This is a genomic window from Enterobacter sp. MGH 24, assembly GCF_000493015.1.
GTDB lineage: Bacteria > Pseudomonadota > Gammaproteobacteria > Enterobacterales > Enterobacteriaceae > Enterobacter.
The window spans coordinates 977,837-993,920 of record NZ_KI535657.1; the positions used below are offsets into that span (position 1 = coordinate 977,837).

15 protein-coding genes, 1 tRNA gene, 3 rRNA genes and 1 pseudogene are annotated in these 16,084 nt (G+C 52.4%); 7 read left to right on the forward strand and 13 right to left on the reverse strand.

Annotation, left to right across the window (positions count from 1 at the left end; genetic code table 11):
- Window positions 1–167: pseudogene (locus L370_RS22560) on the forward strand (amino acid ABC transporter ATP-binding protein); the annotation flags it as partial.
- A 106-nt stretch (window positions 168–273) separates the two neighbouring features.
- Here the strand turns inward: L370_RS22560 and rrf are convergent.
- The 4 genes from rrf to L370_RS17165 all read right to left on the reverse strand — a co-directional run bounded on the left by rrf (window position 274) and on the right by L370_RS17165 (window position 5,262).
- Window positions 274–389: ribosomal RNA gene (gene rrf, locus L370_RS17180) — 5S ribosomal RNA — on the reverse strand.
- Window positions 390–463: 74 nt separating this feature from the next.
- Window positions 464–3,369, reverse strand: a 23S ribosomal RNA gene (locus L370_RS17175).
- A gap of 192 nt (window positions 3,370–3,561) precedes the next feature.
- Window positions 3,562–3,637 (reverse strand) — tRNA-Glu (locus L370_RS17170).
- Between the two features lie 85 nt (window positions 3,638–3,722).
- Window positions 3,723–5,262: ribosomal RNA gene (locus L370_RS17165) — 16S ribosomal RNA — on the reverse strand.
- Together the 16S, 23S and 5S rRNA genes with 1 tRNA gene alongside form the textbook arrangement of a ribosomal RNA operon.
- A gap of 471 nt (window positions 5,263–5,733) precedes the next feature.
- Here L370_RS17165 and L370_RS17160 point away from each other — a divergent pair.
- The gene (locus L370_RS17160) at window positions 5,734–6,288 is read left to right on the forward strand and encodes a gamma carbonic anhydrase family protein (RefSeq protein ID WP_023333658.1); all 555 of its coding nucleotides are present in this window, start codon (window positions 5,734–5,736) and stop codon (window positions 6,286–6,288) included.
- Here L370_RS17160 and L370_RS17155 read toward each other — a convergent pair.
- The 6 genes from L370_RS17155 to dprA are packed head-to-tail and all read right to left on the reverse strand — an operon-like array spanning window position 6,264 to window position 10,047.
- Entirely contained in the window at window positions 6,264–6,512 is a 249-nt protein-coding gene (locus L370_RS17155) for a DUF1488 family protein (protein ID WP_023333659.1), read from the reverse strand. The genes L370_RS17160 and L370_RS17155 overlap by 25 nt on opposite strands.
- Window positions 6,509–7,327, reverse strand: coding sequence for a shikimate dehydrogenase (aroE, locus tag L370_RS17150; RefSeq protein WP_023309443.1), 819 nt, complete (start codon window positions 7,325–7,327; stop codon window positions 6,509–6,511). The genes L370_RS17155 and aroE overlap by 4 nt, the downstream gene beginning before the upstream one ends.
- A 4-nt stretch (window positions 7,328–7,331) precedes the next feature.
- Window positions 7,332–7,904, reverse strand: a complete 573-nt coding sequence (gene tsaC / locus L370_RS17145; protein WP_023333660.1) for an L-threonylcarbamoyladenylate synthase type 1 TsaC — start codon at window positions 7,902–7,904, stop codon at window positions 7,332–7,334.
- On the reverse strand, window positions 7,897–8,451 hold the full coding sequence (locus L370_RS17140; protein WP_023333661.1) for a DNA topoisomerase family protein: 555 nt from the start codon (window positions 8,449–8,451) through the stop codon (window positions 7,897–7,899). The genes tsaC and L370_RS17140 overlap by 8 nt, the downstream gene beginning before the upstream one ends.
- A gap of 26 nt (window positions 8,452–8,477) precedes the next feature.
- Window positions 8,478–8,951 (reverse strand): DUF494 family protein Smg, encoded by a 474-nt coding sequence (gene smg, locus L370_RS17135; RefSeq protein WP_008503477.1) that lies wholly within the window; start codon window positions 8,949–8,951, stop codon window positions 8,478–8,480.
- A complete protein-coding gene (dprA, locus tag L370_RS17130; RefSeq protein ID WP_032641529.1) occupies window positions 8,923–10,047 on the reverse strand; it encodes a DNA-protecting protein DprA in 1,125 nt (374 codons plus the stop codon). The genes smg and dprA overlap by 29 nt, the downstream gene beginning before the upstream one ends.
- A gap of 127 nt (window positions 10,048–10,174) precedes the next feature.
- Between dprA and def the strand changes: the two genes are divergently transcribed.
- The 5 genes from def (at window position 10,175) to mscL (ending at window position 14,951) form a co-directional block, all read left to right on the forward strand.
- Entirely contained in the window at window positions 10,175–10,684 is a 510-nt protein-coding gene (def, locus tag L370_RS17125; protein ID WP_008503479.1) for a peptide deformylase, read from the forward strand.
- Between the two features lie 25 nt (window positions 10,685–10,709).
- Window positions 10,710–11,657 (forward strand): methionyl-tRNA formyltransferase, encoded by a 948-nt coding sequence (fmt, locus tag L370_RS17120; protein WP_023333663.1) that lies wholly within the window; start codon window positions 10,710–10,712, stop codon window positions 11,655–11,657.
- A gap of 52 nt (window positions 11,658–11,709) precedes the next feature.
- On the forward strand, window positions 11,710–12,996 hold the full coding sequence (gene rsmB, locus L370_RS17115; RefSeq protein WP_032666678.1) for a 16S rRNA (cytosine(967)-C(5))-methyltransferase RsmB: 1,287 nt from the start codon (window positions 11,710–11,712) through the stop codon (window positions 12,994–12,996).
- Between the two features lie 22 nt (window positions 12,997–13,018).
- Window positions 13,019–14,395 (forward strand): Trk system potassium transporter TrkA, encoded by a 1,377-nt coding sequence (trkA, locus tag L370_RS17110; RefSeq protein WP_008503482.1) that lies wholly within the window; start codon window positions 13,019–13,021, stop codon window positions 14,393–14,395.
- Window positions 14,396–14,540: 145 nt separating this feature from the next.
- Entirely contained in the window at window positions 14,541–14,951 is a 411-nt protein-coding gene (gene mscL / locus L370_RS17105; RefSeq protein WP_023309449.1) for a large-conductance mechanosensitive channel protein MscL, read from the forward strand.
- Here the strand turns inward: mscL and L370_RS17100 are convergent, their stop codons facing one another.
- From L370_RS17100 to L370_RS17090, 3 genes are read right to left on the reverse strand one after another with little or no spacing between them, the layout of a single operon-like run.
- Window positions 14,952–15,167, reverse strand: coding sequence for an alternative ribosome-rescue factor A (locus L370_RS17100; protein WP_023333665.1), 216 nt, complete (start codon window positions 15,165–15,167; stop codon window positions 14,952–14,954).
- Between the two features lie 57 nt (window positions 15,168–15,224).
- Window positions 15,225–15,650 (reverse strand): Zn(2+)-responsive transcriptional regulator, encoded by a 426-nt coding sequence (gene zntR, locus L370_RS17095; RefSeq protein ID WP_023333666.1) that lies wholly within the window; start codon window positions 15,648–15,650, stop codon window positions 15,225–15,227.
- A 2-nt stretch (window positions 15,651–15,652) separates the two neighbouring features.
- Window positions 15,653–16,021, reverse strand: a complete 369-nt coding sequence (locus L370_RS17090) for a DnaJ family domain-containing protein (protein WP_023333667.1) — start codon at window positions 16,019–16,021, stop codon at window positions 15,653–15,655.
- Window positions 16,022–16,084 lie beyond the last annotated feature (63 nt).

Genomic DNA, 16,084 nt, shown 5'->3' on the forward strand with positions numbered 1-16,084 from the left:
TGACCATGCTGTGCGTGACGCATGAGATGGGGTTTGCGCGAACCGTGGCCGACCGGGTGATCTTTATGGATCGCGGGGAGATTGTTGAGCAGGCACCGCCGGATGAGTTTTTTGCGCATCCGAAGTCAGAACGTACGCGAGCATTCCTGTCGCAGGTAATTCATTAGTCGTTTGCTCTGCCGGGTGGCGGCTTCGCCTCACCCGGCCTACCGTTTTTTCGGCGCATAAACGCAAAAAGGCCATCCTTTCGGATGGCCTTCTCACTTATTTGATGTCTGGCAGTTCCCTACTCTCACATGGGGAGACCCCACACTACCATCGGCGCTACGGCGTTTCACTTCTGAGTTCGGCATGGGGTCAGGTGGGACCACCGCGCTAAAGCCGCCAGGCAAATTCTGTTAAATCTGTATCAAAGCTGAAAATATCGTGTCTGTCTCATCCGCCGAAACAGCTTCGGCGTTGTAAGGTTAAGCCTCACGGTTCATTAGTATCGGTTAGCTCAACGCATCGCTGCGCTTACACACCCGACCTATCAACGTCGTAGTCTTCAACGTTCCTTCAGGAGACTTAAAGTCTCAGGGAGAACTCATCTCGGGGCAAGTTTCGTGCTTAGATGCTTTCAGCACTTATCTTTTCCGCATTTAGCTACCGGGCAATGCCATTGGCATGACAACCCGAACACCAGTGATGCGTCCACTCCGGTCCTCTCGTACTAGGAGCAGCCCCCCTCAATTCTCCAGCGCCCACGGCAGATAGGGACCGAACTGTCTCACGACGTTCTAAACCCAGCTCGCGTACCACTTTAAATGGCGAACAGCCATACCCTTGGGACCTACTTCAGCCCCAGGATGTGATGAGCCGACATCGAGGTGCCAAACACCGCCGTCGATATGAACTCTTGGGCGGTATCAGCCTGTTATCCCCGGAGTACCTTTTATCCGTTGAGCGATGGCCCTTCCATTCAGAACCACCGGATCACTATGACCTGCTTTCGCACCTGCTCGAGCCGTCACTCTCGCAGTCAAGCTAGCTTATGCCATTGCACTAACCTCCTGATGTCCGACCAGGATTAGCTAACCTTCGTGCTCCTCCGTTACTCTTTGGGAGGAGACCGCCCCAGTCAAACTACCCACCAGACACTGTCCGCAACCCGGGTAACGGGTCTACGTTAGAACACCAGCCATTAAAGGGTGGTATTTCAAGGGCGGCTCCACGCAGACTGGCGTCCACGCTTCAAAGCCTCCCACCTATCCTACACATCAAGGACCAGTGTTCAGTGTCAAGCTATAGTAAAGGTTCACGGGGTCTTTCCGTCTTGCCGCGGGTACACTGCATCTTCACAGCGAGTTCAATTTCACTGAGTCTCGGGTGGAGACAGCCTGGCCATCATTACGCCATTCGTGCAGGTCGGAACTTACCCGACAAGGAATTTCGCTACCTTAGGACCGTTATAGTTACGGCCGCCGTTTACCGGGGCTTCGATCAAGAGCTTCGCGTTGCCGCTAACCCCATCAATTAACCTTCCGGCACCGGGCAGGCGTCACACCGTATACGTCCACTTTCGTGTTTGCACAGTGCTGTGTTTTTAATAAACAGTTGCAGCCAGCTGGTATCTTCGACTGATTTCAGCTCCACCCGCAGGGGCTTCACCTACATATCAGCGTGCCTTCTCCCGAAGTTACGGCACCATTTTGCCTAGTTCCTTCACCCGAGTTCTCTCAAGCGCCTTGGTATTCTCTACCTGACCACCTGTGTCGGTTTGGGGTACGATTTCGTGTTACCTGATGCTTAGAGGCTTTTCCTGGAAGCAGGGCATTTGTTACTTCAGCACCGTAGTGCCTCGTCATCACACCTCAGCGTTAATAAACGACCGGATTTACCTGGAACCTCCGCCTACATGCTTAAACCGGGACAACCGTCGCCCGGCTAACATAGCCTTCTCCGTCCCCCCTTCGCAGTAACACCAAGTACAGGAATATTAACCTGTTTCCCATCGACTACGCCTTTCGGCCTCGCCTTAGGGGTCGACTCACCCTGCCCCGATTAACGTTGGACAGGAACCCTTGGTCTTCCGGCGAGCGGGCTTTTCACCCGCTTTATCGTTACTTATGTCAGCATTCGCACTTCTGATACCTCCAGCACCCCTCACAGGACACCTTCAACGGCTTACAGAACGCTCCCCTACCCAACAACACCTAAGTGTCGCTGCCGCAGCTTCGGTGCATGGTTTAGCCCCGTTACATCTTCCGCGCAGGCCGACTCGACCAGTGAGCTATTACGCTTTCTTTAAATGATGGCTGCTTCTAAGCCAACATCCTGGCTGTCTGTGCCTTCCCACATCGTTTCCCACTTAACCATGACTTTGGGACCTTAGCTGGCGGTCTGGGTTGTTTCCCTCTTCACGACGGACGTTAGCACCCGCCGTGTGTCTCCCGTGATAACATTCTTCGGTATTCGTAGTTTGCATCGGGTTGGTAAGCCGGGATGGCCCCCTAGCCGAAACAGTGCTCTACCCCCGAAGATGAGTTCACGAGGCGCTACCTAAATAGCTTTCGGGGAGAACCAGCTATCTCCCGGTTTGATTGGCCTTTCACCCCCAGCCACAAGTCATCCGCTAATTTTTCAACATTAGTCGGTTCGGTCCTCCAGTTAGTGTTACCCAACCTTCAACCTGCCCATGGCTAGATCACCGGGTTTCGGGTCTATACCCTGCAACTTAACGCCCAGTTAAGACTCGGTTTCCCTTCGGCTCCCCTATACGGTTAACCTTGCTACAGAATATAAGTCGCTGACCCATTATACAAAAGGTACGCAGTCACACCACGAAGGTGCTCCCACTGCTTGTACGTACACGGTTTCAGGTTCTTTTTCACTCCCCTCGCCGGGGTTCTTTTCGCCTTTCCCTCACGGTACTGGTTCACTATCGGTCAGTCAGGAGTATTTAGCCTTGGAGGATGGTCCCCCCATATTCAGACAGGATACCACGTGTCCCGCCCTACTCTTCGAGTTCACAACCTGTGTGCTTTCGTGTACGGGACTGTCACCCTGTACCGTGCGACTTTCCAGACGCTTCCACTAACACACAAGCTGATTCAGACTCTGGGCTGCTCCCCGTTCGCTCGCCGCTACTGGGGGAATCTCGGTTGATTTCTTTTCCTCGGGGTACTTAGATGTTTCAGTTCCCCCGGTTCGCCTCGTTAACCTATGTATTCAGTTAACGATAGTGTGACGAATCACACTGGGTTTCCCCATTCGGACATCGCCGGGTCAAAGGTTCATATCACCTCGCCGGCGCTTTTCGCAGATTAGCACGTCCTTCATCGCCTCTGACTGCCAGGGCATCCACCGTGTACGCTTAGTCGCTTAACCTCACAACCCGAAGATGTTTCTTTCGATTCACCATCGACTTGCGAAAATTTGAGAGACTCGAACACACATTAACTGTGTGTCGTTTCAATTTTCAGCTTGATCCAGATTTTTAAAGAGCAAATATCTCAAACGTCACCCGAAGATGAGTTTTGAGATATGACGGCAGGTGACTTTCACTCACGAACCAGCAAGTGGCGTCCCCTAGGGGATTCGAACCCCTGTTACCGCCGTGAAAGGGCGGTGTCCTGGGCCTCTAGACGAAGGGGACGTGTAAGTCTCAATCGCAAGACGCCTTGCTATTTACTTTTCATCAGACAATCTGTGTGAGCACTACAAAGGCAGGTTCTTTAAGGTAAGGAGGTGATCCAACCGCAGGTTCCCCTACGGTTACCTTGTTACGACTTCACCCCAGTCATGAATCACAAAGTGGTAAGCGCCCTCCCGAAGGTTAAGCTACCTACTTCTTTTGCAACCCACTCCCATGGTGTGACGGGCGGTGTGTACAAGGCCCGGGAACGTATTCACCGTAGCATTCTGATCTACGATTACTAGCGATTCCGACTTCATGGAGTCGAGTTGCAGACTCCAATCCGGACTACGACGCACTTTATGAGGTCCGCTTGCTCTCGCGAGGTCGCTTCTCTTTGTATGCGCCATTGTAGCACGTGTGTAGCCCTACTCGTAAGGGCCATGATGACTTGACGTCATCCCCACCTTCCTCCAGTTTATCACTGGCAGTCTCCTTTGAGTTCCCGGCCTAACCGCTGGCAACAAAGGATAAGGGTTGCGCTCGTTGCGGGACTTAACCCAACATTTCACAACACGAGCTGACGACAGCCATGCAGCACCTGTCTCAGAGTTCCCGAAGGCACCAATCCATCTCTGGAAAGTTCTCTGGATGTCAAGAGTAGGTAAGGTTCTTCGCGTTGCATCGAATTAAACCACATGCTCCACCGCTTGTGCGGGCCCCCGTCAATTCATTTGAGTTTTAACCTTGCGGCCGTACTCCCCAGGCGGTCGACTTAACGCGTTAGCTCCGGAAGCCACGCCTCAAGGGCACAACCTCCAAGTCGACATCGTTTACGGCGTGGACTACCAGGGTATCTAATCCTGTTTGCTCCCCACGCTTTCGCACCTGAGCGTCAGTCTTTGTCCAGGGGGCCGCCTTCGCCACCGGTATTCCTCCAGATCTCTACGCATTTCACCGCTACACCTGGAATTCTACCCCCCTCTACAAGACTCTAGCCTGCCAGTTTCGAATGCAGTTCCCAGGTTGAGCCCGGGGATTTCACATCCGACTTGACAGACCGCCTGCGTGCGCTTTACGCCCAGTAATTCCGATTAACGCTTGCACCCTCCGTATTACCGCGGCTGCTGGCACGGAGTTAGCCGGTGCTTCTTCTGCGGGTAACGTCAATTGCTGAGGTTATTAACCTCAGCACCTTCCTCCCCGCTGAAAGTACTTTACAACCCGAAGGCCTTCTTCATACACGCGGCATGGCTGCATCAGGCTTGCGCCCATTGTGCAATATTCCCCACTGCTGCCTCCCGTAGGAGTCTGGACCGTGTCTCAGTTCCAGTGTGGCTGGTCATCCTCTCAGACCAGCTAGGGATCGTCGCCTAGGTGAGCCGTTACCCCACCTACTAGCTAATCCCATCTGGGCACATCTGATGGCAAGAGGCCCGAAGGTCCCCCTCTTTGGTCTTGCGACGTTATGCGGTATTAGCTACCGTTTCCAGTAGTTATCCCCCTCCATCAGGCAGTTTCCCAGACATTACTCACCCGTCCGCCGCTCGTCACCCAGGAGCAAGCTCCCTGTGCTACCGCTCGACTTGCATGTGTTAGGCCTGCCGCCAGCGTTCAATCTGAGCCATGATCAAACTCTTCAATTTAAGTTTGATGCTCGTGAATTAAACTTCGTAATGAATTACGTATGTTCACTCAGAGACTTGGTATTCATTTTTCGTCTTGCGACGTTAAGAATCCATGTCACTTTGAGTGCCCACACAGATTGTCTGATAAATTGTTAAAGAACAGTGCAACGCGGCTTTCGCTCACCGTTGCGAGGTGGCGTATATTACGCTTTCCTCTTTCAGAGTCAACCCGTTATTTCAGGATTTTTTCTCTTCAACCGACCGGGTTGTTTGTGAAGTGATTCACATCCGCCGTGTCGATGGAGGCGCATTATAGGGATCCCATTTTTTAGCACAAGTATTTTTTAGATCTTTTTTTCCGACTGCTGATTTTCCGCGCTTTTCGCTGAAATCCCGCCCGATCTGCTTAAATATTGACGTATTTTGCCTTGCCTCGATCCATTACTATGATCAAAGTCTTCTGTATAGCGCTCATTGTTAGAGGTAGATATGCCCGCAGTATTACGTCCTTATAAAGATCTGTTCCCCCAAAAAGGCGATCGCGTGATGATCGATGCCAGCAGTGTGGTGATTGGTGATGTCCGAATGGCCGACGACGTCAGCATCTGGCCCCTCGTCGCCATCAGGGGTGATGTTAACTACGTGTCGATTGGTGTACGTACCAATATTCAGGACGGTAGCGTTCTGCATGTCACGCACAAATCCTCCTATAACCCGGAGGGCAATCCTCTCATCATTGGAGAAGAGGTTACCGTCGGCCATAAAGTGATGCTACACGGCTGCACTATCGGAAATCGCGTACTTGTTGGCATGGGGTCGATTTTGCTGGATGGCGTCATAGTAGAAGATGACGTAATGATTGGTGCCGGTAGCCTGGTCCCGCAGAACAAACGGCTGGAGAGTGGCTATCTCTATCTGGGAAGCCCGGTAAAACAAATCCGCCCCCTGAAGGAGGCAGAGATCGAAGGATTAAAATACTCGGCGAACAACTACGTTAACTGGAAGAATGATTATTTGGATCAGGACAACCAAACCCAGCCCTGATCGTCTTCCTGCTGTTCGCGGATTAAATCGCTGGCTTCCTCTTCCAGATCCCAGCGATTTTCGCAAAATACCGCTATCGGGTCTGAACCGCCAAAACGACGCAACAGCGTTTCCCCATGAATGGCACAGTTAAGCTGCATCCCCTGCACCAGCACCGGAAAACAGACCGCCTGTTTACTCTCATCCCAGTTCTCTCTGTCCGGGAAATGAATAGCCTGGTTCACGCAGAAAGCTCCTGCTTTAACTTTTCAATGACAGGTTCGACCGCAGGCAGCACGCCATGCCAGAGCAGCACCGCATGCGCGGCCTGACCCACCAGCATTCCTAGTCCATCGGCTAACTGTTTCGCGCCGTGTTGTTCGCACCAGTTAAGAAAAGGCGTTTTCCCTTTCTGATAAAACATGTCATAGAAGTACATATGCGCGCTAACCAGAGAAGCGGGAATTGCCGGGATCTCGCCATTGATGCCGCTGGACGTGGCATTGATGACAAGATCGAACTCACGATCGGCAAGATCGTCAAGCGCTACCGCGCTCACGCTGCCGGTATGCGCAAACAACGCCGCCAGCGCTTCTGCGCGGGAAAAGGTTCTGTTGGTAATGGTCACCGCACAGTCCAGTGAAAGCAGAGGCAACAGTACTCCCCGCGATGCGCCACCCGCACCAATCAGCAGGACCCGGAAGCCGGGCTTAATAAACGACAACCGTTCCAAATCGCTAAGTAAACCAATTCCGTCGGTGTTGTCACCCAAAAGGCGTCCATCCTCAAGCCGTTTTAGTGTATTGACTGCACCTGCCAGTGAAGCGCGCTCGGTCAGCTCATCCGCACGTTCGAAGGCTTCTTCTTTAAAAGGGACCGTCACATTCGCGCCTTTACCGCCCGCGGCGAAAAAAGCCTCCAGCGTTGGAATAAATGCATCCACCGGTGCCAGTACGCGACCATAGGGATGATTTATCTGCAGCTGCTTCGCAAATTGCTGATGGATCAACGGTGACTTGCTGTGTGCAATCGGATTACCAAAAACAGCATAGGTTTCCATGAGATTACCCCTGGCGAAAACGTTCGCCGGTCAAAGCGTCGCGAATTTCAGACGGATTCAGGCGCCCTCCCGTTTCACCGACAACGACAGGGAAGTCGTTCCCGAACTGGGCCAGCACTTCTTCGGTTGTCCGACAAGGAGGCAATCCGGTCAGGTTGGCGCTGGTTGAGACCAGCGGTTTACCAAATGCCAGACAAAGCTCAACCACCAGCGGATGGTCAGTTACGCGAACGGCGAGGGAATCAAAACGTCCGGTTAACCAGCGCGGCGTTGTCGGCTGAGCCGGGAAGACGAAGGTCACCGGTCCAGGCCACGCGGAGAAGATAGTCTCGCGCTGCGCCGGTGTCAGCATGGAGTCATCGATATAGGGTTTAAGCTGCTCGTAATTCGCAGCGATCAAAATCAGCCCTTTCTCGACGGGTCTTTGTTTTAAGGCAAGCAGACGGCTGACAGCCGTCTCGCTGTCAGGATCGCAACCGACCCCAAAAACAGCTTCAGTTGGATAGGCGATGACTTCTTCATTTTTCAGTACGCCCACTGCATGCGCAATGGCGCCTGATGGCAGGTTATTATTCACTATTTTGATCCGCCGTAACCGGCTTTCCACATTGTTTACTGGCGCAGAAGCGTTTCATTCCTTGCGCGGTTTTCTTCTCTATGAGTAGCGGATAATTGCAATAAGGGCAGGTTCCCGCTACCGGTTTAAAATTGATAACGAACTGGCATTCAGGATAGCGATCGCACGAATGGAAGGTCTTACCATAACGGGAGCGGCGCTGTACCAATTGACCGCGCTGACACTGAGGGCACGCAATTGCCGTTTCATCAGGCTTATCAATTTGTTCCGTATGCTCACATTCCGGGTAGCGGCTACATCCAATGAACATGCCGAAACGCCCCTGCCGCAGGGCTAATTCACCACCGCAAAGTGGACAAAACTGCCCCTCCAGAATTTTAACGATATGTCCATCCGCCTGGCTTTTCAGGGGACGGACATAATCACATTCCGGATAGTGTGAACAACCGAGAAACGGGCCGTGTTTCCCGGACCGAATAACAAGTTCAGCCCCGCACTGCGGGCAGGGCTCGTTTTTATGCACCGTGAATAGTGCTGATTTGGCCATAACAACTCTTGGTGCTGCACATTGAATTAGTGCAGCATACCTTCATTCACTTCAAAGAGTAATTCTTCCATTTGCTGATAGGCGTTTTCACAGCCCGGGATATTAAACAGAACCATCAGGATCACCCACTTGAGATCTTCCAGTTCAAATTCTGCTGTATCCAGCGCCATGACGCGCTCTATCACCATTTCTCTCGTTTCGAGGTTCAACACCTGAATCTGCTCAAGGAATAAGATGAACCCCCGGCAGCTGGCGTCCAGCCTTTCACACTCTTCTGCGGTATAAATGCGTACTGACAATGGGTCAGAAGCAAGCTGCATCGGTTCGGCAAGGCCTTCCTGATAATCAGCCAGTTTTTCCAGCCACATCAACGCATTATAGATATCTTCCCGCTCAAACCCCGCATCGGTAAGATCCTGTGTCAATTTGTCCTGATCCACTCGCATTTCTGCTTCGTTATGGATGTAAGTCTCAAACAAATACATCAGTACGTCGAACATGGCATGCCCTCCTTAATCGGACATAGCCGCCGGGTACAGCTGCGATCCACCCTGCTAACTCCAGTTCGAGTAGCTGTGCTACCGTTACTGGCACAGGTTGGCCGGCACGTTCAGCGACAACGTCAACAGGTGTTACCTCATCTCCTACGTTAGCCAGGAGCTTGGGAAATGGCAATGCCACCTTTCCCTGATCTGATGAATATTGTCGCTTTTCGGGATCTTCCTGCAGCCATTGCAACCCATATTGCAAATTTTCAAGAATATCCCCTACTTCCGTTACCGGTGTTGCCCCTTGCTTAATCAGCCAGTGGGGCCCCTCACATCCGGGGTTGCCTATCGGACCAGGCAAGGCGAAGACTTCTCGCCCCTGTTCGAGCGCGCATCGCGCCGTGACCAGCGAACCGCTTCTCCGCGCCGCTTCAACGACCAGCACGCCTTTGCTAAGCCCGCTGATAATGCGATTACGACGCGGAAAGTTTGCTGGCCGGGGCTGCGCGGAAAGCGGAAACTCAGACACTATCGCACCGTCAGATTCAATAAGCCGCATCGCCAGTGCCTGATGTCGGCGTGGATAGATGCTAAAAAGACCGTTCCCCAGCACCGCTACACTTCGTCCTTTAACTGACAGCGCCGCGCCGTGGGCAACGCCGTCAATACCGCAGGCCAGCCCGCTGGTGATAGTGAAACCGCTTTGTGAAAGTTGTTCGCAAAGGATCTTCCCCCATCGCTCGCCGTACCATGACGGCGCACGACTACCTACCACCGCCAGTTGAACCGTATTAAGCGCCTCAGGATTACCTTTTACGAATAATGCCCCGGGATAATCAGGAATCGTTCGGAGTAAAGGGGGATAAAGCGGATGGTTGGCCGTCAATAAGTGATTTCCCGGCTGCTCAAGCCACATCAGGTTACGTTCCAGCTCGCTCTCGTCTGGCGCAAAGAACCGTTCAACCTGCTTTGCTGTCAGCCCGGCGTTTCTGGCAACGAGTGCATCAATGTGTTCCTGCGTCTGCAGTCGCGCAGCCGCTTCCAGCATTACATCACCACACAGAGACCCTGTGTGTATTAGCCGTAGCCATATCTCGGTAGACGTCATCCTTTCCCCTGCCATAAGCGGCCTCCGCAATCATTGCGATTGGTCACTGATGCTGTCAATCGATGGGGGATTTGTCTAGAATAGAGAGAGTATTCTTATCAACTCCTGAACACGACTCTGGAAATTTATGGCAGTTTTGCAAGTGTTACATATTCCGGACGAGCGCCTTCGCATCGTCGCTGAACCGGTCAAAGAAGTGAATGCAGAAATCCAGCGTATCGTTGATGATATGTTCGATACCATGTACGCCGAAGAGGGCATTGGCCTGGCGGCGACGCAGGTGGACATTCACAAGCGTATTATCGTGATTGATGTTTCTGAAAATCGCGATGGCCGTCTGGTGCTGATCAACCCTGAGCTGCTCGAAAAGAGTGGCGAAACCGGTATTGAGGAAGGCTGTCTGTCCATTCCTGAACAGCGTGCTTTAGTGCCGCGTGCCGAAAAAGTGAAAATTCGCGCCCTGGATCGTGACGGTAATCCGTTCGAACTGGAAGCCGACGACCTGCTGGCGATTTGTATTCAGCATGAGATGGATCACCTGGTCGGTAAACTGTTTATCGATTATCTCTCGCCGCTGAAACAGCAGCGTATTCGTCAGAAAGTAGAAAAACTGGATCGTTTGCGTTCTCGCGCATAACGTCCCCCCGGATACAAGGATCATCGTGTCTAAAACACTACGAATTATCTTCGCGGGAACCCCTGATTTTGCAGCGCGTCATCTTGACGCGCTGTTATCTTCTGGTCACCAGGTTGTTGGCGTCTTTACCCAGCCTGACCGTCCGGCAGGTCGCGGTAAAAAACTGATGCCGAGCCCGGTTAAGGTGCTGGCAGAAGAGCATGGGCTACCCGTTTTCCAGCCCGCATCGTTACGACCACAGGAAAATCAGCAGCTGGTTGCTGACCTGAATGCCGACGTAATGGTGGTGGTGGCTTACGGTTTAATTCTGCCAAAAGCTGTGCTCGATATGCCTCGCCTGGGGTGTATCAACGTGCATGGGTCTCTGCTCCCGCGCTGGCGTGGAGCTGCACCTATCCAGCGCTCGCTGTGGGCGGGTGATGCCGAAACGGGCGTTACCATCATGAAGATGGACGTAGGTTTAGACACCGGCGATATGCTGTATAAACTGGCGTGCCCCATAACGTCAGACGATACCAGCGCTACGCTGTATGACAAACTGGCAGACCTTGGTCCACAAGGGCTTATCGAGACGCTCCAGCAGCTTGCTGACAATACGGCGAAACCGGAAGTTCAGGATGACGCGCTGGTGACGTATGCCGAAAAACTGAGCAAAGAAGAAGCGCGTATCGACTGGTCCCTGTCAGCCGCGCAACTTGAACGCTGCATCCGCGCTTTTAATCCGTGGCCGATGAGCTGGATGGAGATTGATGAGCAGCCGGTGAAAGTCTGGAAAGCCTCCGTCATTAGCGGTACTACCACGGCTGAACCCGGCACGATTGTTGACGCCAACAAGAACGGGATCCAGGTGGCGACTGCGCAAGGGATCCTGAATCTTGAATCGCTACAACCGGCCGGCAAGAAGGCCATGAGCGCTCAGGATCTGTTAAATTCCCGCCGCGAATGGTTTATTCCGGGCAATCGTCTTGCCTAAGCAAATTTATCCTTAAGGCCCGGTGTTTCCGGGCATTTTTATTTTTACGGTTATGAAAAAACAAAATCTACGCAGTATGGCGGCTCAGGCCGTTGAGCAGGTTATCGAGCAGGGCCAGTCATTAAGTAACGTCCTGCCTCCTCTGCAACAAAAAGTCTCTGATAAAGACAAAGCCCTGCTTCAGGAGCTCTGTTTTGGCGTTCTGCGCACGCTTTCACAGCTTGAGTGGTTGATTAACAAGCTGATGTCACGCCCAATGACAGGCAAGCAGCGCACCGTACACTATTTGATTATGGTAGGCTTTTATCAGCTTCTTCATACCCGCATCCCACCTCATGCCGCGCTGGCTGAGACGGTAGAAGGTGCCGTTGCGATTAAACGCCCCCAGCTGAAAGGGCTGATCAACGGCGTACTGCGTCAGTTCCAGAGACAGCAGGAAGATCTTCTGGCTGAATTTGCCCAAAGCGAAGCACGCTTCCTGCACCCTGACTGGCTGTTGAAGCGCCTGAAAAAAGCCTATCCGCAGAAGTGGCAGGACATTGCCGATGCCAACACCCAGCGTCCGCCAATGTGGTTACGCGTGAATCGAAATCACCACACCCGTGACGCATGGCTGGCATTACTTGAAGAAGCCGGAATGAGTGGATTCCCGCATGAATCCTATCCGGATGCTGTACGCTTAGCCTCACCGGCACCGGTACATGCATTACCCGGTTTTGATGAAGGCTGGGTAACCGTGCAGGATGCCTCGGCTCAGGGTTGCATGACCTGGCTTGAACCCCAAAATGGTGAGCAGATCCTCGATCTGTGCGCCGCGCCTGGGGGCAAAACGACGCATATTCTTGAAGTGGCTCCGCAGGCCAGCGTGATGGCAGTGGATGTCGATGAACAGCGTCTTTCACGCGTCTACGACAACCTCAAGCGTCTGGGCATGAAGGCTCAGGTTAAGCAAGGCGATGGACGCAAACCCGCAGAATGGTGTGGTGAAACCCAGTTCGATCGCATTTTGCTGGACGCCCCCTGCTCTGCAACCGGTGTTATTCGTCGTCATCCGGACATCAAGTGGCTACGCCGCGATCGAGATATTCAGGAACTTGCCCAACTGCAATCCGACATTCTCGACGCCATTTGGCCACATCTTAAACCTGGCGGAACGCTGGTCTATGCAACCTGCTCCGTACTGCCGGAAGAAAACAGCCAGCAAATCGCGGCCTTCCTTAAACGTACCCCGGACGCCGCGCTGCGCGATACGGGAACACCTGAATCCCCGGGTCTGCAGAACCTGCCGGGTGCTGAAGAGGGTGATGGCTTCTTTTACGCTAAGCTAATCAAAGAGTGATGTTGAGAACAGGTCACGAGATATGAAGATTATCATTCTGGGTGCAGGACAGGTGGGCGGAACGCTAGCGGAAAACCTGGTTGGCGAAAATAACGACATCACAATTGTTGATACCAACGGCGATCGTCTGCGTGTCTTACAGGACAAGTTTGACCTGCGCGTGGTGCAGGGCCATGGTTCGCACCCACGCGTTCTTCGTGAGGCGGGTGCCGACGATGCCGACATGCTGGTTGCGGTAACCAGTTCTGACGAAACCAACATGGTGGCCTGCCAGGTGGCCTACTCGCTTTTCAACACGCCAAACCGAATTGCGCGCATTCGCTCTCCGGACTATGTTCGCGATGCTGAAAAACTGTTTAATTCCGAAGCGGTTCCTATTGACCATCTCATCGCGCCGGAACAGTTGGTTATCGATAATATCTATCGCCTGATCGAATATCCGGGCGCCCTGCAGGTGGTGAACTTTGCCGAGGGTAAAGTGAGCCTGGCAGTGGTTAAGGCCTACTACGGTGGACCATTGATCGGCAATGCGCTTTCCACCATGCGCGAGCACATGCCGCATATCGATACGCGCGTCGCAGCCATTTTCCGTCACGACAGGCCAATCCGCCCGCAAGGCTCCACGATCGTCGAAGCAGGTGATGAGGTCTTCTTTATTGCAGCCTCACAGCATATTCGTGCGGTGATGAGTGAACTTCAGCGTCTCGAAAAACCTTATAAACGCATTATGCTGGTTGGCGGCGGCAATATCGGTGCAGGTCTGGCACATCGGTTAGAAAAAGATTACAGCGTTAAGTTGATCGAGCGCGATCAACAGCGTGCTGCTGAGCTGGCGGAAAAACTGCAAAATACGATCGTATTTTATGGCGATGCGTCAGATCAGGAGTTGCTGGCTGAAGAGCATATTGATCAAGTTGATCTGTTTATTGCCGTCACCAACGACGACGAGGCGAATATAATGTCCGCCATGCTCGCGAAGCGCATGGGGGCTAAAAAAGTTATGGTGCTTATCCAGCGCAAGGCGTATGTCGATCTGGTTCAGGGCAGCGTCATTGATATCGCCATTTCGCCGCAGCAGGCTACAATATCCGCGCTCCTGAGCCATGTCCGTAAAGCGGATATTGTTGGTGTGTCATCGCTCCGCCGCGGCGTGGCGGAAGCTATTGAGGCTGTTGCTCACGGAGATGAAACCACGTCACGCGTCGTGGGCCGGTCAATCGACGAAATTAAGCTGCCACCAGGCACGATTATCGGCGCCGTTGTGCGCGGGAATGACGTCATGATTGCAAATGACAATTTACGTATTGAGCAAGGCGATCACGTTATTATGTTCCTTACCGATAAAAAGTTTATTACCGACGTCGAACGTTTATTCCAGCCAAGTCCATTCTTCCTTTAAAGAGTTGGGTGCTCGACAAGAGCACCCGTACTTTATCCTTTTCATTTCTGTGCCTTTTATTTTTCATAACGTTTAATTATCCCGAATGGCAATTGGCTAATCATTTGTTAAACTTATACTCGTCAGCTGGCACAAGGAGAGAACAATGAGTTTTATTAAAGAATTTCGCGAATTTGCGATGCGCGGGAACGTGGTGGATTTGGCGGTGGGTGTCATTATTGGTGCAGCATTCGGCAAGATTGTTTCATCATTAGTGGCCGACATTATCATGCCACCTTTAGGGCTGTTAATCGGGGGCATTGATTTCAAACAATTCGCTTTCACGCTGCGTGAAGCGCAGGGTGACGTTCCGGCAGTAGTAATGCACTACGGCGTATTTATTCAGAACGTATTTGATTTTGTGATTGTCGCGTTTGCCATTTTTATGGCTATCAAGCTGATCAACAGGCTCAACCGTAAAAAAGAAGAGCCGGCTGCTGCACCTGCACCAACGAAAGAAGAAGTGCTGCTGAGTGAGATCCGCGATCTGTTAAAAGAGCAGAATAACCGCGTATAATCAACAGATAAAAGCAGGAAGGCCAGTGGTAAATAAGCGATTCGCTTGCTTGCCACTGGCCTCCCAGTTACCCCGTTTTTCATGTTTGTCTTTACGCAGATAACTTCCTTTCCCTTTTTTATTCTTCTCAACGCGCTGCCTGAATAACGGGTCGTGAAGTAACGCCTCAATGGCATTGTCCTTAATTTGTCCTTTCGTGTGCTGATAGCGGCTCATAATGTCTCCAGAGCAGGGTTTATGACGACGGGAGTCTAGACCCGGATGAACTAAAAATCAACAGCCCTGCTTTTCACCACTCGCTCCCTGCTCAAGGGCTTCGAGGATTGAACAATAAATGCTGCTGTGTGCCGTACCGCAGCAGGCATCATTCAGCCTTTGCAGAGAGCGCTGCATGGTTTGTAGTTCCTGTATACGCGCTTCAACTTCATCCAGGCGGGCCTGCACAATGCTTTTAGATTCCTGGCAGGTGTGATGCTCCGGATCGATGCGGATCGATAGTAACTCGCGGATCGAGTCCAGCGTGAAACCAAGCTGACGCGCATAACGAATAAACCGCAGGCGCTGCAGATCGTTATCGGTATAAAGGCGAAAACCGCCTTCAGTGCGAACTTCATGATCGATCATCTGCTGCTTTTCGTAATACCGGATGGTATCCGGCGTGACGTTCGCAAGTTTCGCAAGTTCACCGATACGGTACATAGCTACTCCTCGTTTATTTTCTGCATCAATCTTCCACCGTACTCACCGTGCAGAAACTCAGTGTTCATTCCTGCCTGGCGCAACTTGAGTTCAAGGAGGGCGAGGCGGCGGCTAAGTTCAGAATGTCGTGGATCGTCATGGCGGATCCCATTGAGAAGATCGGCCAGTTCGACAGCCTCTCTTCGCTGTTCGAGTTCCGGAGGGAGACATCCAGCATTTTTCAGTAAACGGTATCCAGCCCGTAATTCCGGTGCGATGTGCGAATCATCGTCAAGCACAAGGGGTTCGCCGCTGCCCGGAAGATCGTCGAATTCGCCTTTTTTTTGGGCATCACGAATATGGCGTTCTGCCCACTGGTCGAGCAACCACATTACCGGCTCCTGGGAATGAACAGAATTGATACAGGCATTGTAGAGAAGTGGGGATATCGCGGA

What these genes read in the sequence shown, in the direction of transcription:
- L370_RS17160 (WP_023333658.1), top strand. Translation starts at nt 5,734, where the DNA reads ATGCCCGCAGTATTACGTCCTTATAAAGATCTGTTCCCCCAAAAAGGC.
- aroE (WP_023309443.1), bottom strand. Translation starts at nt 7,327, where the DNA reads ATGGAAACCTATGCTGTTTTTGGTAATCCGATTGCACACAGCAAGTCA.
- L370_RS17140 (WP_023333661.1), bottom strand. Translation starts at nt 8,451, where the DNA reads ATGGCCAAATCAGCACTATTCACGGTGCATAAAAACGAGCCCTGCCCG.
- smg (WP_008503477.1), bottom strand. Translation starts at nt 8,951, where the DNA reads ATGTTCGACGTACTGATGTATTTGTTTGAGACTTACATCCATAACGAA.
- dprA (WP_032641529.1), bottom strand. Translation starts at nt 10,047, where the DNA reads ATGACGTCTACCGAGATATGGCTACGGCTAATACACACAGGGTCTCTG.
- def (WP_008503479.1), top strand. Translation starts at nt 10,175, where the DNA reads ATGGCAGTTTTGCAAGTGTTACATATTCCGGACGAGCGCCTTCGCATC.
- rsmB (WP_032666678.1), top strand. Translation starts at nt 11,710, where the DNA reads ATGAAAAAACAAAATCTACGCAGTATGGCGGCTCAGGCCGTTGAGCAG.
- trkA (WP_008503482.1), top strand. Translation starts at nt 13,019, where the DNA reads ATGAAGATTATCATTCTGGGTGCAGGACAGGTGGGCGGAACGCTAGCG.
- mscL (WP_023309449.1), top strand. Translation starts at nt 14,541, where the DNA reads ATGAGTTTTATTAAAGAATTTCGCGAATTTGCGATGCGCGGGAACGTG.
- L370_RS17100 (WP_023333665.1), bottom strand. Translation starts at nt 15,167, where the DNA reads ATGAGCCGCTATCAGCACACGAAAGGACAAATTAAGGACAATGCCATT.
- zntR (WP_023333666.1), bottom strand. Translation starts at nt 15,650, where the DNA reads ATGTACCGTATCGGTGAACTTGCGAAACTTGCGAACGTCACGCCGGAT.
- L370_RS17090 (WP_023333667.1), bottom strand. Translation starts at nt 16,021, where the DNA reads ATGTGGTTGCTCGACCAGTGGGCAGAACGCCATATTCGTGATGCCCAA.